This window comes from Enterococcus sp. AZ191, from assembly GCF_051713845.1.
Classification (GTDB): Bacteria; Bacillota; Bacilli; order Lactobacillales; family Enterococcaceae; genus Enterococcus_B; species Enterococcus_B durans.
In genome coordinates this window covers 2,256,968-2,276,073 of the sequence record NZ_JBIOQS010000001.1, presented here as the reverse complement: position 1 = coordinate 2,276,073, position 19,106 = coordinate 2,256,968, and the positions used below count along the sequence as shown (strand labels likewise).

Genomic DNA, 19,106 nt, shown 5'->3' with positions numbered 1-19,106 from the left:
AAACTGTTAGACTAACACTTGTGAGGTTGAGATTTTCCTTTTTAATATTTTTAAAAATTGGAAAGTCACTTTCTTTTTTTATCGTACATGGGTCGTTTTGAGTCTACATTGGACATTTATCGTCCAACTAAGGAGATCGCTATGCTAGATGAATTGAAAATGATTGAATCTGTTGCACCAGATATTATTGCGGTTCTGCAAGAACGCTATAAAATTTTGCGAAATATTTATTGGATGCAGCCGATTGGTCGCCGCAGTTTATCAGAAAGTATGGGAGTCACAGAACGAGTATTACGAACAGAAACAGATTTATTGAAACAGTTGAATTTAATCAACACCTCTAAAAGCGGAATGACGTTGACAAAAAAAGGTGAGGAAGTTTATCAGAGTCTTGAAAGCTTCATGGATCAACTTTTAGGTATGCATCAGACAGAAAAAAAACTGGCTGAGTATTTCGGGAATCAACGTTGTATTGTCGTGTCAGGAAACAGTGAGAAACAGCCTAAAGTTGCTGACGGCTTCGGTGAAGCACTAGACGAAGCGTTGGATCTTTTACTTCCAGAAGGTGATAATATTATCGCCGTAATGGGAGGAACAACGATGGCAATCGTCGCTGAACAATTGACAAATCTGGAAAACAGTAAACGACATAACTTATTTGTGCCAGCTCGTGGCGGCATCGGAGAAGCTGTAACTGTACAAGCAAATTCGGTCAGTGCTAGAATGGCTACAAAGGCAAGTGGCAATCATCGTGCGTTGTATGTACCAGAACAATTAAGTCTAGCTACGTACAATTCTTTACTCAATGAACCGTCTATCCAAGAAGTCTTAAACTTGATTAGTCAGGCGAATTGTGTTATTCATAGTATTGGACGTGCATTACACATGGCTGCACGAAGAAAAATGACTGAGCAAGAATTAGTCATGCTAAAACAGGCCAATGCTGTTGCGGAATCCTTCGGCTATTTCTTTAATGAGAATGGAGAAGTTGTTTATAAGGTTCCAAGAATCGGCATAGAATTGAAAGACTTAGCAAATGTACCGATCATCCTAGCTATTGCAGGTGGAAAGTCAAAAGCTAAAGCAATTCGAGCCTATATGAAAAATGCACCAAAACAAACGTGGCTCATCACAGATGAAGCTGCTGCAAATGAGATTTTAAAAGGGATATCCCTTTAAAATAAATATTTTTTTGATTTTCATAAGGAGGAAATCTTAAATGACAGTTAAAGTAGGTATTAATGGTTTTGGACGTATCGGACGTCTAGCATTCCGTCGTATCCAAGATGTAGATGGAATCGAAGTAGTAGCAATCAATGACTTAACAGATGCTAAAATGTTAGCACACTTGTTAAAATATGACACAACTCAAGGACGTTTCAACGGTACAGTTGAAGTTCACGAAGGTTCATTCAATGTTAACGGAAAAGAAGTTAAAGTTTTAGCTAACCGTAACCCTGAAGAATTACCTTGGGGCGAACTAGGTGTTGACATCGTTCTAGAATGTACTGGTTTCTTCACTTCAAAAGTAGCTGCTGAAAAACATTTAACAGCTGGTGCTAAACGTGTTGTTATCTCTGCTCCTGGTGGAAATGACGTTCCAACAATCGTTTATAACACAAACCACGAAACATTAACTGGTAAAGAAACAGTTATCTCAGGTGCTTCATGTACTACTAACTGTTTAGCTCCTATGGCTAAAACATTAAATGACAAATTTGGTATCGTTGAAGGATTAATGACAACTATCCACGCTTACACAGGTGACCAAATGACTCTTGACGGACCTCATCCTAAAGGTGACTTCCGCCGTGCACGCGCTGCTGCTGCAAACATCGTTCCTAACTCAACAGGTGCTGCTAAAGCTATCGGCTTAGTAATCCCTGAATTGAACGGTAAATTAGATGGAGCTGCTCAACGTGTTCCTGTACCAACAGGTTCATTAACTGAATTAGTTACAGTTCTTAACAAAGAAGTAACTGTTGACGAAATCAATGCAGCAATGAAAGATGCTTCAAACGAATCTTACGGATACAACACAGACGAAATCGTTTCTTCTGATATCGTTGGTATGACTTACGGTTCATTATTTGATGCTACACAAACTAAAGTAATGACTGTTGGCGACAAACAATTAGTTAAAACTGTTGCTTGGTACGACAATGAAATGTCATACACTGCACAATTAGTACGTACTTTAGAATACTTCGCTAACTTATAAGATAGACAAACGTACAAGTGTAAACAATAAACATGTACACTTAAAAGCGGGGAAGCAATCGCGCTTCTCCGCTTTTTTTGATAATAAGTTTATTTAGGAGGATATAAAATGGCTAAGAAAACAGTTAAAGATATCGATTTAAAAGACAAAAAAGTTCTTGTCCGTGTTGACTTTAACGTTCCTTTGAAAGATGGCGTGATCACTGATGATACACGTATCAAAGCTGCTTTACCAACAATCAACTACGTATTAGAACAAGGCGGAAAAGCAATCCTTTTCTCTCATCTAGGACGTGTAAAAACTGAAGAAGATAAAGCAGGTAAATCTTTAGCACCTGTTGCAAAACGTTTAGGCGAATTATTAGGAAAAGAAGTAACTTTCGTTCCTGAAACTCGTGGTGCTGAATTAGAAGCTGCAATCAACAACATGAAAGACGGAGACGTAGTTGTTTTCGAAAACACTCGTTTTGAAGATGTTGATGGTAAAAAAGAAAGCAAAAATGATGCTGACCTAGGTAAATACTGGGCTTCATTAGGTGATGTATTTGTAAACGATGCATTCGGTACAGCTCACCGTGCGCATGCTTCTAACGTAGGAATTGCTTCAACTGGTATTCCAACAGTTGCTGGATTCTTAATGGAAAAAGAAATTAAATTTATCGGTGAAGCAGTTGAAGATCCAAAACGCCCTATGATCGCAATCTTAGGTGGCGCAAAAGTTTCTGATAAAATCGGCGTAATCGAAAACTTGATTCCTAAAGCTGACAAAATCTTGATCGGTGGCGGAATGACTTACACATTCTACGAAGCAAAAGGCATCAAGATCGGTAACTCTTTAGTTGAAGCTGATAAAGTAGCATTAGCGAAAGAATTGATCGAAAAAGCTGGCGACAAACTTGTATTACCAATCGACAATGTATGTGCTCCAGAATTTTCAAATGACGTTGAAACACAAGTCATCGAAGGAGATATCCCTGATGGTTTGATGGCTCTAGACATCGGCCCTGCTTCAGTTAAATTATTTGCTGATACATTACAAGGTGCTAAAACAGTTGTTTGGAACGGACCTATGGGTGTATTCGAAATGAGTAACTTTGCAAAAGGTACGATCGGCGTATGTGAAGCAATTGCTAACCTTGAAGGTGCTACAACTATCATCGGTGGCGGTGACTCAGCTGCAGCTGCAGAACAATTAGGTTTCGCTGATAAATTCACACACATCTCAACAGGTGGCGGCGCAAGCTTAGAATTGTTAGAAGGTAAAGAATTACCAGGTCTAGCAGCAATCAACGACAAATAATCAATCGTAAAAGTTAAGTCGGAAAAGAAAAGCTACTTTTTGTAGCGAGAGCATTCGTTCGGATTGTAGTTTTTCTTTTTCAATACGTAGAAGAACATCTGCGACTCATAATTTAAAGGAGTGTATACTGTCATGCGTAAACCAATTATCGCTGGTAACTGGAAAATGAACAAAACAGCTTCTGAAGCAAAAGAATTTGCAGAAGCAGTAAAAAACAATATCCCTTCAAATGATAAAGTGGATTCAGTTATCGGATCTCCAGCATTATTCTTACAAGAATTAATGGCTTCAGCTGAAGGAACAGAATTAAAAATCTCTGCACAAAACTGCTACTGGGAAAACTCAGGTGCGTTCACAGGTGAAACTTCACCAGCTGCTTTAGCAGACCTAGGAGTGGACTATGTGATCATCGGCCATTCAGAACGTCGTGAATATTTCCACGAAACAGATGCAGACATCAACAAAAAAGCAAAAGCTATTTTTGCAAACGGCATGATCCCAATCCTTTGCTGTGGTGAATCTTTAGAAACTTATGAAGCTGGAAAAACAGCTGAATGGATCGAAGGACAAATCACTGCTGGACTTGAAGGATTAACAGACGACCAAGTAAGCAACATGGTTATCGCTTACGAACCAATCTGGGCTATCGGTACAGGTAAATCAGCTGATGCACAAATCGCTGATGAAATCTGTGGTGTTGTTCGCCAAACAGTTGAAAAATTATACGGCAAAGAAGTTTCTGATGCAGTACGTATCCAATACGGTGGTTCTGTTAAACCAGAAAACATTGCTGAATATATGGCAAAAGAAAATGTTGATGGTGCATTAGTTGGTGGCGCAAGCTTACAAGCTGATTCATTCTTAGCATTATTAGACGCTGTAAAATAATTTGTGAAAATTTGCAAAAAATGCAAGAAATGTTTGCACTAATGCAAGAAATTAACTAAAATCGTATATGAGGGTAATCCCTTAGGAAAAAACAAACTCAAAGGAGAGACAAAACATGTCAATTATTACTGATGTTTACGCTCGCGAGATCTTAGACTCACGCGGAAACCCAACAATCGAAGTAGAAGTATACACAGAAAGCGGAGCTTTTGGCCGCGGAATGGTTCCTTCAGGTGCTTCAACTGGTGAATACGAAGCAGTTGAATTACGTGATGGAGACAAAGCTCGTTATGGCGGTAAAGGTGTAACTAAAGCTGTTGACAACGTAAACAACATCATTGCTGAAGCAATCATTGGCTACGATGTACGTGACCAAATGGCAATCGATAAAGCTATGATCGCTTTAGATGGCACTCCTAACAAAGGTAAATTAGGTGCGAACGCTATTTTAGGCGTATCTATCGCTGTTGCTCGTGCAGCTGCTGACTACCTAGAAGTACCTTTATACCACTACCTAGGCGGATTCAACACAAAAGTATTACCAACTCCAATGATGAACATCATCAACGGCGGATCACACGCAGACAACTCAATCGACTTCCAAGAATTCATGATCATGCCTGTTGGCGCTCCAACATTCAAAGAAGCTTTACGTATGGGTGCTGAAGTATTCCACGCATTAGCATCAATCCTAAAAGCACGCGGTTTAGCTACTTCTGTTGGTGACGAAGGTGGATTTGCTCCTAACCTTGGTTCAAACGAAGAAGGTTTCGAAGTAATCATCGAAGCAATCGAAAAAGCTGGCTATGTACCTGGTAAAGACGTTGTTCTTGCTATGGATGCTGCTTCTTCAGAATTCTACGACAAAGAAAAAGGTGTTTACGTATTAGCTGATTCAGGCGAAGGCGAAAAAACAACTGACGAAATGATCAAATTCTACGAAGAATTAGTTGCTAAATATCCAATCATCTCAATCGAAGACGGCTTAGACGAAAACGACTGGGACGGATTCAAGAAATTAACTGACGTATTAGGCGACAAAGTTCAATTAGTTGGTGACGACTTGTTCGTAACAAACACTCAAAAATTAGCTGAAGGTATCGAAAAAGGAATTGCTAACTCAATCCTTATCAAAGTTAACCAAATCGGTACTTTGACAGAAACTTTCGAAGCTATCGAAATGGCTAAAGAAGCTGGCTACACTGCAGTTGTATCTCACCGTTCTGGTGAAACAGAAGATTCAACAATCTCTGATATCGCTGTTGCAACAAACGCTGGCCAAATCAAAACTGGTTCTCTATCACGTACTGACCGTATTGCAAAATACAACCAATTACTACGTATCGAAGACCAACTTGGTGAAGTTGCAGAATACAAAGGTTTGAAATCTTTCTACAACTTAAAAAATAAATAGTTTTAAATCGGAAAATAAGTACAACTGATTTTCAATCGATACCATCGACTGGTTCAGTGACTTACTTCTCCCTTATGAGATTATTCTAAAATACCTTTCTCCTATCGTTAAAGATAGGAGAAAGGTATTTTTTTATCCCATTGATCAGTAAAAGAACACTGAAAATCAACTTGGCGAACGATTTAAAAAGGAAAGTCTATCCATAATATAGGAATGATTTGTTTCTTAAACTTTACCAATGTATGATTAAAGAAACGAGCCTAAGATCAAGAAATCGTTAATCAAATTTTTTGGGGAAATCAATGAAAACGAAAAGACTTTTAATAAGAAAATGTACTGAGGAGGATTGGCAGGATCTATTTGACTATTTATCCAAAGAAGAGTTTGTTGAATTTGAACCTTATGATGTACTTAGTGTTGAGGAGTGTAAAAAAGAAGCTATTCGACGTTCTCAAGATGATTCCTTTTGGGCAGTATGTATAGCAGAAACAAATTGATTGGGAACATCTATTTAGCAAGTCAGGAGTTTGACACTTGGAAATTAGGGTATGTCTTCAATCCAGGATTTCAGGGGAAAGGTTACGCAACAGAAGCAGCACTGGCTTTGATAGAGCATGCATTCAAAGAAAACCACGCCCATCGGATCTTTGCAAGGTGTAATCATTTAAATGTTTCTTCGTGGCAATTACTTGAGCGTCTAGGCTTACGAAGAGAAGGCCATCTACGTCAAAATATTTGGTTCAAGAAAGATGGGCAAGGAAAGCCGATTTGGGTAGATACATTTGAGTATGCTATTTTGGCTTCTGAATATTCACTCGTAGAACTTGAGGAGGATGAATTACTTGAAAAAAGGCTAGACAAATCAGCAAGTGGCTATTGATAAAGTAGCAGGCAGATTTACAAATTGACTGTTTCTTGCTAAGATATTAAAGGCAAAAAAGTAAAAATGTAATGGGGAAAATGAATGAGAGCTAAGATTTTTAAAGGATTAAAATGGTTGGGGATTGCGCTGATCAGCATTGTGTTAGTGATCGTAATAGCCTTCCAAGTTTCGCAAGACCCGGAGCCTTTGTGATTGCTCATTTGTTCAACGATGCAACAGCGATCACGAATAAAAAAGAGTATGATCACGCAAAAGCATCGACTGAATTGAGTACAGACAAAGTCTATCAATCTAAACATAAACAGAATAATTATGATATCTACTATCCTAAAAATAGTGATGAAGCTGTTCCAGTGTTGATTTGGGTACATGGTGGCGGATATGTAAGTGGAGATAAAGCGGGTGTAAAAGAGTTTGCGACAAAAGTAGCAGCAGATACTCATGTAGCAGTAGTGAGTATGAATTATGAACCAGCACCGGCTTCTCAATATCCGAATCAAGTGACGCAGGTCGATGAGTTAGTCCAACAATTGAAGAAAGACAAAGATAAACGGTTGGATCTTTCTAATGTTCTCTTTGGCGGGGACAGTGCAGGCGCTCAGATTGCGTTACAATACGTAACGATCCAAACAAATGAAGAGTATGCTAAAGAAATGAATATGAAACAAAGTATGGCACCAGAAACAATCAAAGGGACCATTTCTTATTGTGGGCCTGTGGATCTACAACAAACGGCTAAACAACAATCTGATAATCGATTTATGCGCTTTTTCGTTAAAACTGTTGCATGGTCTTTATTAGGACAAAAAGATTGGAAAACGGATGATCGTTTATTCCAAGCTAGTTTAGTCGATCACGTCACAAAAAACTTCCCACCAACTTTTATTACCGATGGAAATGCGTATTCTTTCCAAGAACAAGGGATGGCATTGGAAAACAAATTGAAAGAACTACAGGTACCAGTGGAAGGTTTGTTTTATAAAGATAAGAAAAAAGAAATCAGTCATGAATACCAATTTGATTATTCTCTACCAGAATCAAAAGAATGTTATGAACAGACTGTGACATTTATTGACAGCTTGTTTTGATGTTAGGTTACTTTTTTCTTTAGCTTGAGAAGCAACACACTTGGCAATATGCTCTTTTGATAAGAAGGATCATCACAAGAAATGAACATGATTTTTGGCGATGATCCTTTTGCATGGAAAGAGGCACACCATAGGTAGAATACTGATTTCCTAACAATTATCGAAAGAAAGACACCCTCTATTTTTGTCTATATGTTTTTACGTATAGTAAGCGGTTGAATCGCAAATAAGCCTTTCAGCCGGTCGGAAACTAAGTTATACTGATTGCACATATTGGGGCATTCTTACTTGGGGAAACAATGACAAGGATGTTTAAAAATTTGTGGAGATAACTATGCAAAAAAATGCAATCATATTAGAAAATACTTAACAGCCGGAGAAGTTGGCAATGTAGCTGGTATTTTGATGGGAAAAAATGGCGCAAATCAATCCAGAGGTCTATTTAGATTCAGAAATAACGGATGCAGATGGTGTTCTTCATGCCGCGATCTGTTATAGTACAGTCGTATTAAAAGCTGGATCAGGGCAAATCGCTAATTTAGCAAAATCATTGAAATAAAGTGAAACGATATCTAGTTGTGTGTTACCGCAACATGTCAGTCCTTAAATAATCAATTTGAGGTCTACCAAGAACAGATCCAAAAAAGTGATTTAGAAAATTTGAAGCCAGTTGGAATTGTCGTTTCTGGTCCAGATGAAGATGTTAGAGCTGTAACAAAAAATTCAGCTTACTGAAATAAGCGTTTCTTGTGTTATGTATGGTTGACCAGCTTCGATTATTGAACAAAAAATGAGTGTGGGACAAAAGTAAAAATCAGTTTTGCCACAGATTCTCGAATAAACGGCGGGCGCAGAAGCAACTCCTTCTTAAATAAGCCGAAATTCACAAAAATTTGAAAAGCAATTTTCGTTAATTTCTTCTTATTTCTTGGAGTTAAACACTTCTGTCCTAGCCTCTTTTTTCAATTTTCCAAACCTAAACGACTTTTATCTTGACCTCATTTTTCTATTGAGAGGTCACAGCTTCTTTTGTAATGATCAAACATGAAATGCATAAATTTATTACACTTTGGTTTTAAGTCAGATGTTCAAGAGTTGGCATACCCAACGAATCGTTCAGTAGCATAGTGAAATGAACAGATCACTGCTGATTTTCTTTTAGCTGACTGCCGATTCTTCCTCGTTTCCCTAAAGCAACGACTACGAATGCCACGAGGACTAAAGAGAGTAGTCGATCAAGATAATCTGTTCCAGCTTGAACAACGATCGTGCTCATCGTTAGATCCGTTCCTAGACCATGTAGCAATTGGACGATCATACTGGAACCAGAGGATGTGATGCCACCGAATAGCTTTACTGTGATGAGGGACGAAAGGATCGTTCCTGGTAAAGACAACACAAATGCCCAAAAAATCAGAGTGAAACGATTTTTCTTTTGGTATAATCGCTGATAAAAAATGATTCCTGCTAGCAGCCCAGTGATCATTTGGACAGGCGAATAATACAATGAAAAGATATCAGTAGTAAAACCGCTCAATACACCGCTAGTTATACCTGTCAGTACACCAAACACAGGTCCAAGCAAAGCACCAGCGAAGATCGTACCGATAGAATCTAAATAAATCGGCAATCGCAGCCATAAAGCAATTGTTCCACCAATATAATTTAGTCCAATACATAAAGCGATAATCGTGATTATTCTTGTTGTTATTCTTTTATTCAACATTTTTTTCATCCCATCTTTAATCTTTCCAGATCTTTTTTAATCGTTTCTTCTTGTGCATTTAAAAGAACGGTCAAAAACTTCCGAAAAAATAGATGAGAATCTACTTTAGTCATGATGATAGTATTGGCAGGTTTTTGCCAAAAATCAAATCGATCAACTAAAGTTTGTCCTCGACTGATACCTTGTGTTTCAACGGCTGTGTAACTGGCAAAACCTTGACACAGCTGTTCATCGATAAAATAAGCAATAGCTAAAGGATCGTTGATCACACAACCAAGAATTCTTTCTTGCTGCCAATGAAAATCAAAGTAAAAGCGAGTGATGTCTTTTAAAAACTTGCCTTCAGTTGGATTCATTTGACAGCAGTATTCAAGTATCATAGGGGTAAAGACGATTTCCCTAGTGACATCTAACCCCACCATTTCAATGGTTTTTCCAAGCTTATCAAAAACAAGTGCAGCCGCTTCAGGATCGCACCAGTAATTATACTCTGCAACAGGAGAACAGTTTCCATGACTTTTGTATGTGCCACCCATTGAAACGAAACGTTCTAAGTGATTGCCGATGCGAGGATTTTTGATAAGGGCACTGGCAATGTTCGTCAATGGTCCAAGCGCGATGATCGATGTGTCCCTTTCTTCAGAAAAGTAGTGAACAAGAAAGTCAACGGCATTTATCTGTTCTGCTTGTTTTTCATGGACCGGTGGGAAATTTGTTTCACCTAAGCCGTCCATCCCGTGAGTATCTTGAGCGCTGATAAATGGTTGTTTCATCGGTTTAGCCATTCCTTGATAAACAGGGATATCTAATCGTCCACATCGTTTTAAGCACGTAAAAACATTTTGCGTACCTAACTCGACAGGAACATTTCCACAGACAGTAGTAATGGCGACTACCTCGATTTCAGATGATTTGACCGCATATAGCAGAGCCAAAAGATCATCTATTCCAGGGTCGCAATCAATGATTACTTTACGCATTATTTCCAATCTCCTTTCTTTAGAGATCCTTAGTTTTTTATTCTGGGAAGTTTCCGAACCAGTCCAAGGAAAATCCTTGATTCCAATGCACGAACCTAGTATACTGGCTTTTAAATAAATTGTAAACGTTATTTAATATTAAGAAACACGTATGAGCACTGAGATAAAATTATTTTTCTGCAGATCGAAGGGGAAACCTTGAGCAGTTTTTTTAGAAAATGTTACAATAAAGAAGAATAGAATCATCGATGTTTAAGGTAGAAAGTACGATTAAAAACGATAGAAAGTGGGGAAGATAAGTGATTGTATTTTATTTGATAGTGGGCATCCTAGTTTTAGGCACAGTCATTTATCAAGTTCTTTCTTATTATTATGCAAACAAACTCATCAAGTCTGGTTTACAACGAGGCTATGAATGGTATGAGAGTACCGGACATCAATTAATGGATCCTTCCGCATTGACGACGGTTGAAAGGCAGCGACAACTAGCTGAATCGCAAGCAGAGGACTTTTGGAAAAGCGGAAAAGAGATAGAAGTCAAAAGTCAAGATGGTCTCAAATTGATTGGCCGAAGCTTTCACTGCCAACCGAATAGTCATAAGTGGGTGATTTGTGTACATGATTACCGTAGTGATGGAAAGAAAGATATGTCTTATATCGGGAAAAAATATGCCGAAAATGGGTTCAATGTGCTGATACCAGATCTAAGAGCGCATGGAAAAAGCGAGGGAGAAATCATCGGGATGGGTTGGCTCGACCGGCTCGACTTAATCGTGTGGATCAATTATGTGTTGAATCAAGATCCGTCTGCAAAAATTATTTTACATGGTGGATCAATGGGCGCTTCTGCTATCATGATGGCAAGTGGAGAAAAACTCCCTTCTGCAGTCCTAGGATTTATCTTGGATAGCGGTTTTGTTTCTGTTTACGCAGAATTTCGCTATATGTTGAGCAAATTGACTGCTTTTCCAAAAAAATCCATCATGCGTCATGCAGATCGCTGTGCAAAAAAGTATGCGGGCTATTCATTAAAACAAGCTTCAGCTACCCGTCAGTTAGGCAGTAACCATCTTCCAGTACTGATCGTTCATGGAGAAAATGACCATTTCGTTCCAACAGAAGCGGCTTATACTATCCAGAATGCTACGGCTGGTGATAAAGCACTGTTTTTAGTGCCAGAAGCGCAACATCTAGAAGCAGCGGTAAAAGACCCTGAGACATATTGGACGGTGGTCTTCTCGTTTATCGAACAACGGATTCGTCTATAATGGAAAAGCAGTTCGAGTATAAATAATTGTCTGTAGGAAAGTAGACTGTTAAAATCAAGATGAACAAAATAAGTGGTCGAGACAAGGAGTGTTGTGAAATGGAAATCAAAGAAGAAAAAAGCCGTTTAGTATTGCTGAATGCTGAAGAAGAAATAGGCGAAATGACATGGTCAGATGCTGGACCAGACATTATGATCATTGATCATACATTTGTTGACCCAGCTTATCGCGGACAAAAACTAGCGGAAAAGTTAGTATCTACAGGCGTAGAAATCGCCAGAAGAGATGGAAAAAAAGTGATTCCGTTATGCCCTTACGCAAAAAAAGAATTTGAAAGAAAACCAGAATATCAGGACGTTTTACGAAAATAACCTTTGCTTTCTTAACGAAGAGTTGCCAGGATCACTAGATGGTTTCGGCAACTCTCTTTTTTTGTTGATGAGTATGGGACAAAAGTAAGAAACACTTTTGTCTCATTCTTTAAAAATGAATAAACGGTGGGAGCAGAAGCAACTCCTTCTTAAATAAGCCGAAATTCACAAAAATTTGAAAAGCAACTTTCGTTCATTTTTTCTTATTTCTCGGAGTTAAACACTTCTGTCCCAGATTCGTCTCTCTTGAATGGTTTTTAGATAAAGTAGGGAGTTGTAGGTATTTTTCTAATGTGATAGAATGAGAGAGATGATATCTTTTAGAAAGGAGGCTGCCATATGTATAATCTAATTTTAGGAATCGTGATCGTTTTATCTATTGTAATGGTGATCGCTATTATGATGCAGCCGAGCAAACAAAATAGTGCAGCGAGCGCATTTACAGGTGGCGCTGATCAATTGTTCGGAAAACAAAAAGCACGTGGCTTTGAAGCTGTGATGCAACGCTCGACAGCGGTAATGGGTGCGATTTGGATGATCTTATTATTTGTACTTGTCTTTTTATCTTCGAAATAAGCGAAGAGGGCAGCTACTTGTTTCAACCTGAATCATAGTTTTTATATGCACACAGGATGGATCAGTAGTCTGTTTATTGCTTAAGTATAGGTAGAAGTTTAACAAGCCGTTTCATTTTTTGAAAAGGCAATGATGAATGAACCAGAAAAGAGCAGCGGCGGATGTCACGGCTCTTTTTTTCTTTTTTAGAAAAGCTGTTTTACGAGAAGGGTTCATGGAAACTATGGTAAAATGAAGAGAACGAGGTGAACCAAATGAAAAGTCTACCAAAACCCTTATATGGGAAGCATGGAAAACGTGCCGTGCTTTTATTACATGCGTATTCTGGAAGTCCAAATGATGTACGAATGCTTTGCCGTTTTTTGGAAAAATCTGAGTATACAGTCTATGCTCCTTTATTTGAAGGACATGGAACATTGGACCCTGAAGATATTTTATCTCAAAAAGCGGAGAACTGGTGGAAGGACACACAAAAAGCGATTCAGTTTTTAAAATCAGAAGGCTTTTCTCAAATCGCCGCATTTGGCTTATCAATGGGAGGGATTTTTGCTGTTCGTGCATTGGCAGATGAGTCTTTGATCGGAGGAGGATTTTTCTGTTCGCCGATTTCTCCTGTGGAAAATCACGTACCAGAAAATTTTGAGAAATACGTTCGGCAAGTATTGAAATTTGCTGGACAGTCAGATGAAGCAATCGAAGCTGCAACAGCAGGTTTTAGACCAATGATACGCAGACAATTAGAAGAAATCCAAAATCAGGCAACAATTACAGAAGGAAAACTTTCAGAGATCCAAACACCTATTTTTATGGCACAAGCGGGGCAAGATGAAATGATCGATCCCTATGGTGTGTTTGAGACCGCTAAAAAGATGGCTGAAAAAAGAGTGACACTTCAATGGTATCCCAACAGTAAACATGTGATTACTGTAGGTGATTCAAGAAGGATACTCGAAAAAGATGTGTTGGATTTCTTAGAAAATCTACCTTGGAATGAGGAATCAATATGACCAAAGAAACGTTGAAAGAAAAAATTATTTTCTTTATTGAAAGCAGTCGCAAAAAAAGCTTTTCAATGGAAGAAATTGCCCAAGGACTAGGGCTGGAAAAAAGTGAAGATTTCAAATTACTTGTACAAACGATCGCGCAGATGGAAAGAGAACAAACGGTTGTCTTTACCAAAAAAGGAAAAGTGAAATTACCATTGCAGCCTATTTTAGTAGAAGGTACCTTTCGGGCAAATGAACGGGGGTTCGGTTTTGTGACGATCGATTCCGAAGAAGACGACATTTATATCCCTAAAGAGGCAACAGGTTATGCGATGGATGGGGATACAGTAGCAATCGATATCATCAAAACCGCAGATACAGCGATGGATCGTGGAGCTGAAGGAAAAGTAGTCGAGATCCGCAAAAGAGCAACTACACAACTTGCGGGAGAATTCGTTGCTTATCCCGAAGAAGAAATCAAAGAAACAGATCTATATGGTGTAGTTATTCCTAAAGATAAAAAAATGAATCAATTCAAAATCTACGCTGCCGCAGAAGGAATCCGTCCTGTTGATGGTAGTATCGTAATGGTCGAATTGACCCATTATCCAGAAAAAAACTATGCCACAAGTTTAGAAGGAATCATCAAACAAGTCATCGGGCATAAAAATGATCCAGGTATGGATATCTTATCCATTGTGGTCTCTAATGGTATTCCTACGCAATTTCCTGATGATGTCTTAACAGAAGCTGACCATGTACCAGATGAGATCAGCGAGAAGGATCTCATCGGTCGTAAAGACTTGAGAGATCAGTTGATCGTGACGATCGATGGAGAAGATGCCAAAGACCTGGATGATGCAGTTACTGTAAAAAAACGAGCAAATGGCAATTATTTTCTTGGTGTCCATATTGCAGATGTGTCGTATTATGTGACACAAGGCAGCCAATTGGATCGTGAGGCCTACGAACGAGGAACAAGTGTCTACTTGACCGATCGAGTGATCCCAATGATCCCTCAGCGACTCTCAAATGGTATCTGTTCCTTGAACCCCCATGTTCCAAGATTGACGATGAGTTGTGAGATGGAGATCGATCCGACTGGAAAGGTAATTTCTCATGAGATTTTTCCTAGTGTGATCCAAACTACCGAACGTATGACTTACACAGCTGTCAACCAAATCTTAGAAGAACAAGATGAAGCGGTCATGGAACGCTATGAACAACTCGTACCGATGTTCCAAGAAATGAAAGAGCTGCACGATATTCTTGAAGAGATGCGGATTCGTCGTGGTGCGATCTCCTTTGAAGACCGTGAAGCAAAAATACTAGTAGACCCAGATGGCCATCCAATGGATATCCAATTGCGCAGCCGAGGAGTAGGGGAACGATTGATCGAGTCCTTTATGTTGGCAGCAAATGAAACTGTCGCAGAACACTTCTATAAGCAGCATTTTCCATTCATCTATCGGATCCATGAACAACCGAAAGAAGAAAAAATGCAACGGTTCTTTGATTTTGCTTCGGCTTTAGGGATCGTCGTTCAAGGAACAAAAGGTTCGATTACACCGAAAGATTTACAAAAAGTCATCGAGCATGTAGAAGATAGACCAGAATCTGCAGTGATCAATACAATGCTATTGAGAAGCATGCAACAAGCACGTTACTCAGAAGACAATTTTGGACACTATGGGTTAGCAGCAGAATACTATACACACTTTACTTCGCCAATCAGACGATATCCAGATCTGATCGTCCATCGGTTGATTCGTTCGTACGGACAAGATGCTAGTGATACAAACAAAACATATTGGGAAGGCGAGTTACCTGAGATCGCAGACCACAGTTCGAAAGTGGAACGTCGCGCGGTAGAAGCGGAACGTGAAGTCGATTCAATGAAGAAAGCTGAATTCATGATGGATAAAGTCGGAGAAGAATTCGACGGCATTATCAGTTCGGTTGTCAAGTTTGGCTTATTTATCGAATTGCCGAATACGGTAGAAGGATTGATCCATATCAATGAATTGAAACAGGATTATTTCCACTTCATCGAAAATCACTTAGCTTTAGTTGGAGAACGAACTGGGTTGACTTTCAAAATTGGTCAGAAAGTTCGTGTCAAAGTCACGAAAGCTGATCCAGATGAACGAGCAGTTGATTTTGAACTCGTATCTGCGGAAGAAGTAGTATCTCTTGAACGACCTAAAACTCAGCGAAAAGGTAGACCCGTGAGTCGACAAAATAGAAATAGCGAACGTTCGGATAAAAAAGGGAAAAAAAATCCGCGTACGAACGATCGTAAAAATGCGAAATCAACCACAGGTAAAAAAGGAAAAAAACCTTTTTATAAAGGAATTAAAAAGAAAAAGAAGAAAAAATAACAAGTTATTCGTTTGGAGGAATGAACTATGCCAAAAGGCGAGGGGAAACTGATCGCGCAAAATAAAAAAGCTCGCCACGATTATTCGATCATCGACACAATGGAAGCTGGAATGGTATTGCAAGGAACAGAGATAAAATCTATTCGGAACAGTCGGATCAATCTTAAAGATGGGTTTGTCCGAGTACGTAATGGGGAAGCGTATATGCACAATGTGCATATCAGCCCTTATGAACAAGGAAATATTTTCAATCATGATCCATTACGGACAAGAAAACTGTTACTCCACAAGAAACAGATTGCACGTCTTGAAAATGAAACGAAAAATACTGGGATCACGATCGTACCGTTGAAAGTATACTTACGCAATGGATACGCAAAAGTCCTCATTGGGCTTGCGAAAGGGAAAAAATCGTATGACAAGCGAGAAGATTTGAAGAGAAAAGATGTGGATCGTCAAATTGATCGAACATTAAAAAATTTCTCTAGATAATTTCATTATCCTTTTTCGCATATTCGGTGCTTTTAGTTTTACTTAATGATAAAATTTGTTAGCATTTAATCTGATAAAGCATGATTATCACAGGTTTTTTCTGTATAATACCACGATGGATTTCTTTGGGATTTAGACATTTTTTGACTGAAATAAAAAAGTGTCTAGTTTTCATGAAAATGTTTTGAATTTTCTGTTTCATGGTGGTATGATACCGTTTGGTTAGAAAACGATTTAGAAAAACCAGATGTACACATGAACTTGATTTTATGTGAATTTCAGGGAAAAGAGGTGAAATGGATTGGATGAACGCTCGCTAACCTTCCATATTGGACCTGTTTGGTTTGATGGTACAGTTTGTATGATGGTGTTATTGACCTGTTTGATCGTCTTCTTTTTGGTTTACTTCTTTACTAGGAACCTTAAGATGAAACCAACTGGAAAACAAAATGCGATAGAATGGGTCATTGACTTTGCCCGAGGAATCGTAACAGATAACTTGCCTAGAAAAGAATTGAACAATTTCCATTTGTTGGCATTCACGTTGTTTTTATTTATCTTTGTTGCGAACAATATTGGTTTAGTAACGAAAATCGTCTTACCGAATGATACGACACTTTGGAAAAGTCCGACGGCAGACCCATTTATTACTTTAACATTGGCATTTATAATGATCACTCTTACTCATCTATTTGGGGTGAAGAAACTCGGCTTCAAAGGGTATTTCGTAAATTCGTTCCTAAAACCATATAGTTTCATGTTTCCAATGAAACTGATCGAAGAGTTTACGAACCTACTAACACTTGCTTTACGTCTTTATGGGAATATTTACGCGGGGGAAGTTTTGCTAACCTTAATCGCCAGCATGATGAATAACATAGGTTGGTACTCCTTACCATTAGCAATTCCTTTAGAGATGATTTGGATTGCATTTTCATTGTTTATCGGAAGCATCCAAGCATTTGTCTTTGTTACTTTATCGATGGTGTATATGAGCCATAAGATTGAAGTAGAAGAATAACATCGTTTTTGAACAAACTACTTATCTATTTTAGGAGGAAATAAATTATGAATTATATCGCAGCAGCAATCGCAATTATGGGGGCAGCAATCGGAGCTGGTTATGGTAATGGACAAGTTATCTCTAAAACCATCGAATCAATGGCACGCCAACCTGAAATGTCTGGTCAATTCCGTACAACAATGTTCATCGGGGTAGCCCTTGTTGAAGCTGTTCCAATTCTAGGTGTGGTTATCGCTTTAATTCTAGTATTTATGTAGTAAATTTACTCAATGAGGATGGGACGCATGTCACTAATCCTCTTTTCATTGCAGTGAATTGAAAAAGATGTAGAAAAACTAAAAAAGTTTCTTCATAAAATTAGAAAAAGGCGTTTAGGAAGACGAATTTCTTAAATGAGAAACGCATCCTTTACACCAGTTAGAAACACCTGAAAGAAAGGAAGGCTAGCCTATGCTGAATCAATTGGCAATTGCAGAAGTTGGTAATCCGATGTTAGGTAATATCATCGTTGTCAGCGGCTCATTTTTGATACTACTGGCCCTACTAAAGCATTTTGCTTGGGGCCCAATCAGCGATATTTTGAAAAAACGTGAAGATAAGATCGCCAATGATTTAGATTCTGCCGAACAATCTCGCATCAAATCAGCAAAAATGGAACAAGAACGTGAACAACAATTGTTAGCGTCTCGTTCAGATGCAGCTGATATCATTAAAAATGCGAAAGAAAGTGGAGAATTAAGCCGTCAAAATATTTTGAAGGATACGCAAGAAGAAGTAGCTCGTCTAAAAAGCAAAGCGCAAGCCGATATCACATTAGAACGTGACTCAGCTTTAAATTCTGTGAAAGACGATGTAGCTGATCTGTCTCTTCAAATTGCGGCAAAAATCTTGAACAAAGAACTTTCTCCAGAAATGCACGAATCTTTAATCAATCAATATATCGAAGGTCTAGGTTCTTCAAATGAAACTAGATAAATATACTGTAGGCAGACGCTATGGTAAAGCATTGTTTGAACTGGCGATCGATTCAAATCGTGCGGAAGAAATTTACCAAGAGTTATTAAGTTTGCGACAAATCTATGCAGAGGTTCCGGAATTAGGAAACCTGCTTAGTGATGTCCGCTTAGAACCTCATGAAAAACGTCTAATTATGGATAAACTTGTTGCAGGCTTCGAGGGCACTGTGAAAAACTTTTTAGAAGTTGTTTACAATTACAATCGAATGTCTGATCTAACCTTTATGATCAACGAATACGAACATCGTTATAACGAACATAAAGGACTACTTTTAGGTAGTGTAAAAACAGCAGTACCGCTTTCTGAGGAACAGTTACAAAATTTAGAAAAGAATGTTGCAAAAACAATGGACTATCAAACAGTTGAATTAAAAGAAATCGTTGATTCATCTATTATTGGTGGGGCAATTGTTGAAGCCAACCATCGAGTGATCGACGGAAGCATTCGCACGCAATTAGAAAAAATGCGTAGTCAATTAAATAGATAGTACAA

The 19,106-nt window shown here is 38.5% G+C and carries 20 protein-coding genes, 2 pseudogenes and 1 riboswitch; of the genes and pseudogenes, 19 read left to right on the top strand and 3 right to left on the bottom strand.

The window, feature by feature from the left end; all coding sequences use genetic code 11:
* The first annotated feature begins 87 nt into the window (after window positions 1-87).
* The 9 genes and pseudogenes from IGI47_RS10990 (at window position 88) to IGI47_RS10950 (ending at window position 8,352) form a co-directional block, all read left to right on the top strand.
* Window positions 88-1,179, top strand: coding sequence for a sugar-binding transcriptional regulator (locus tag IGI47_RS10990; RefSeq protein ID WP_438784218.1), 1,092 nt, complete (start codon window positions 88-90; stop codon window positions 1,177-1,179).
* A 40-nt stretch (window positions 1,180-1,219) separates the two neighbouring features.
* Window positions 1,220-2,221: a type I glyceraldehyde-3-phosphate dehydrogenase gene (gene gap / locus IGI47_RS10985; RefSeq protein ID WP_311929481.1), complete on the top strand. Its 1,002-nt coding sequence runs from the start codon at window positions 1,220-1,222 to the stop codon at window positions 2,219-2,221.
* A 108-nt stretch (window positions 2,222-2,329) separates the two neighbouring features.
* Entirely contained in the window at window positions 2,330-3,520 is a 1,191-nt protein-coding gene (locus IGI47_RS10980; protein WP_104661216.1) for a phosphoglycerate kinase, read from the top strand.
* Between the two features lie 132 nt (window positions 3,521-3,652).
* A complete protein-coding gene (tpiA, locus tag IGI47_RS10975; protein ID WP_438784217.1) occupies window positions 3,653-4,408 on the top strand; it encodes a triose-phosphate isomerase in 756 nt (251 codons plus the stop codon).
* A 115-nt stretch (window positions 4,409-4,523) separates the two neighbouring features.
* A complete protein-coding gene (gene eno, locus IGI47_RS10970; RefSeq protein ID WP_005878433.1) occupies window positions 4,524-5,822 on the top strand; it encodes a phosphopyruvate hydratase in 1,299 nt (432 codons plus the stop codon).
* A 302-nt stretch (window positions 5,823-6,124) separates the two neighbouring features.
* On the top strand, window positions 6,125-6,319 hold the full coding sequence (locus IGI47_RS10965; RefSeq protein ID WP_438784216.1) for a GNAT family N-acetyltransferase: 195 nt from the start codon (window positions 6,125-6,127) through the stop codon (window positions 6,317-6,319).
* Window positions 6,298-6,702, top strand: coding sequence for a GNAT family N-acetyltransferase (locus tag IGI47_RS10960; protein ID WP_438784464.1), 405 nt, complete (start codon window positions 6,298-6,300; stop codon window positions 6,700-6,702). Before IGI47_RS10965 ends, IGI47_RS10960 begins: the two co-directional genes overlap by 22 nt.
* Before the next feature lie 84 nt (window positions 6,703-6,786).
* Window positions 6,787-7,793 (top strand): annotated as a pseudogene (locus IGI47_RS10955) (alpha/beta hydrolase).
* 415 nt (window positions 7,794-8,208) lie between these two features.
* Window positions 8,209-8,352: a hypothetical protein gene (locus IGI47_RS10950; protein ID WP_311929477.1), complete on the top strand. Its 144-nt coding sequence runs from the start codon at window positions 8,209-8,211 to the stop codon at window positions 8,350-8,352.
* Window positions 8,353-8,626: 274 nt separating this feature from the next.
* Here IGI47_RS10950 and IGI47_RS10945 read toward each other — a convergent pair.
* The 3 genes and pseudogenes from IGI47_RS10945 to IGI47_RS10935 form a co-directional block, all read right to left on the bottom strand.
* Window positions 8,627-8,755, bottom strand: a pseudogene (locus IGI47_RS10945) (DUF3788 family protein); the annotation flags it as partial.
* A 179-nt stretch (window positions 8,756-8,934) separates the two neighbouring features.
* A complete protein-coding gene (locus IGI47_RS10940) occupies window positions 8,935-9,519 on the bottom strand; it encodes an ECF transporter S component (RefSeq protein ID WP_311929476.1) in 585 nt (194 codons plus the stop codon).
* Window positions 9,520-9,524: 5 nt separating this feature from the next.
* Window positions 9,525-10,499, bottom strand: a complete 975-nt coding sequence (locus IGI47_RS10935) for a nucleoside hydrolase (RefSeq protein ID WP_311929474.1) — start codon at window positions 10,497-10,499, stop codon at window positions 9,525-9,527.
* A gap of 23 nt (window positions 10,500-10,522) precedes the next feature.
* Window positions 10,523-10,567: riboswitch (PreQ1 riboswitch) on the bottom strand.
* A gap of 231 nt (window positions 10,568-10,798) precedes the next feature.
* Here IGI47_RS10935 and IGI47_RS10930 point away from each other — a divergent pair.
* The 10 genes from IGI47_RS10930 to atpH all read left to right on the top strand — a co-directional run bounded on the left by IGI47_RS10930 (window position 10,799) and on the right by atpH (window position 19,101).
* Window positions 10,799-11,767, top strand: coding sequence for an alpha/beta hydrolase (locus tag IGI47_RS10930; RefSeq protein WP_311929472.1), 969 nt, complete (start codon window positions 10,799-10,801; stop codon window positions 11,765-11,767).
* Between the two features lie 98 nt (window positions 11,768-11,865).
* Window positions 11,866-12,138: a GNAT family N-acetyltransferase gene (locus tag IGI47_RS10925; protein WP_005878447.1), complete on the top strand. Its 273-nt coding sequence runs from the start codon at window positions 11,866-11,868 to the stop codon at window positions 12,136-12,138.
* A gap of 339 nt (window positions 12,139-12,477) precedes the next feature.
* Window positions 12,478-12,714: a preprotein translocase subunit SecG gene (gene secG, locus IGI47_RS10920; protein ID WP_005878449.1), complete on the top strand. Its 237-nt coding sequence runs from the start codon at window positions 12,478-12,480 to the stop codon at window positions 12,712-12,714.
* A gap of 254 nt (window positions 12,715-12,968) precedes the next feature.
* Window positions 12,969-13,721, top strand: a complete 753-nt coding sequence (locus IGI47_RS10915; RefSeq protein ID WP_311929470.1) for an alpha/beta hydrolase — start codon at window positions 12,969-12,971, stop codon at window positions 13,719-13,721.
* The gene (gene rnr, locus IGI47_RS10910; protein ID WP_311929469.1) at window positions 13,718-16,081 is read left to right on the top strand and encodes a ribonuclease R; all 2,364 of its coding nucleotides are present in this window, start codon (window positions 13,718-13,720) and stop codon (window positions 16,079-16,081) included. The genes IGI47_RS10915 and rnr overlap by 4 nt, the downstream gene beginning before the upstream one ends.
* Window positions 16,082-16,108: 27 nt before the next feature.
* Window positions 16,109-16,573 carry an SsrA-binding protein SmpB gene (gene smpB / locus IGI47_RS10905; RefSeq protein WP_311929467.1) on the top strand — a complete coding sequence of 155 codons (465 nt, stop codon included), beginning with the start codon at window positions 16,109-16,111 and terminating at the stop codon, window positions 16,571-16,573.
* A gap of 301 nt (window positions 16,574-16,874) precedes the next feature.
* Window positions 16,875-17,594, top strand: coding sequence for a F0F1 ATP synthase subunit A (atpB, locus tag IGI47_RS10900; protein WP_005878457.1), 720 nt, complete (start codon window positions 16,875-16,877; stop codon window positions 17,592-17,594).
* A gap of 47 nt (window positions 17,595-17,641) precedes the next feature.
* Window positions 17,642-17,854 (top strand): ATP synthase F0 subunit C, encoded by a 213-nt coding sequence (gene atpE, locus IGI47_RS10895; protein WP_005878459.1) that lies wholly within the window; start codon window positions 17,642-17,644, stop codon window positions 17,852-17,854.
* Between the two features lie 193 nt (window positions 17,855-18,047).
* Entirely contained in the window at window positions 18,048-18,572 is a 525-nt protein-coding gene (atpF, locus tag IGI47_RS10890; RefSeq protein ID WP_005878460.1) for a F0F1 ATP synthase subunit B, read from the top strand.
* The gene (gene atpH / locus IGI47_RS10885) at window positions 18,559-19,101 is read left to right on the top strand and encodes an ATP synthase F1 subunit delta (protein ID WP_311929464.1); all 543 of its coding nucleotides are present in this window, start codon (window positions 18,559-18,561) and stop codon (window positions 19,099-19,101) included. Before atpF ends, atpH begins: the two co-directional genes overlap by 14 nt.
* Window positions 19,102-19,106: the final 5 nt, after the last annotated feature.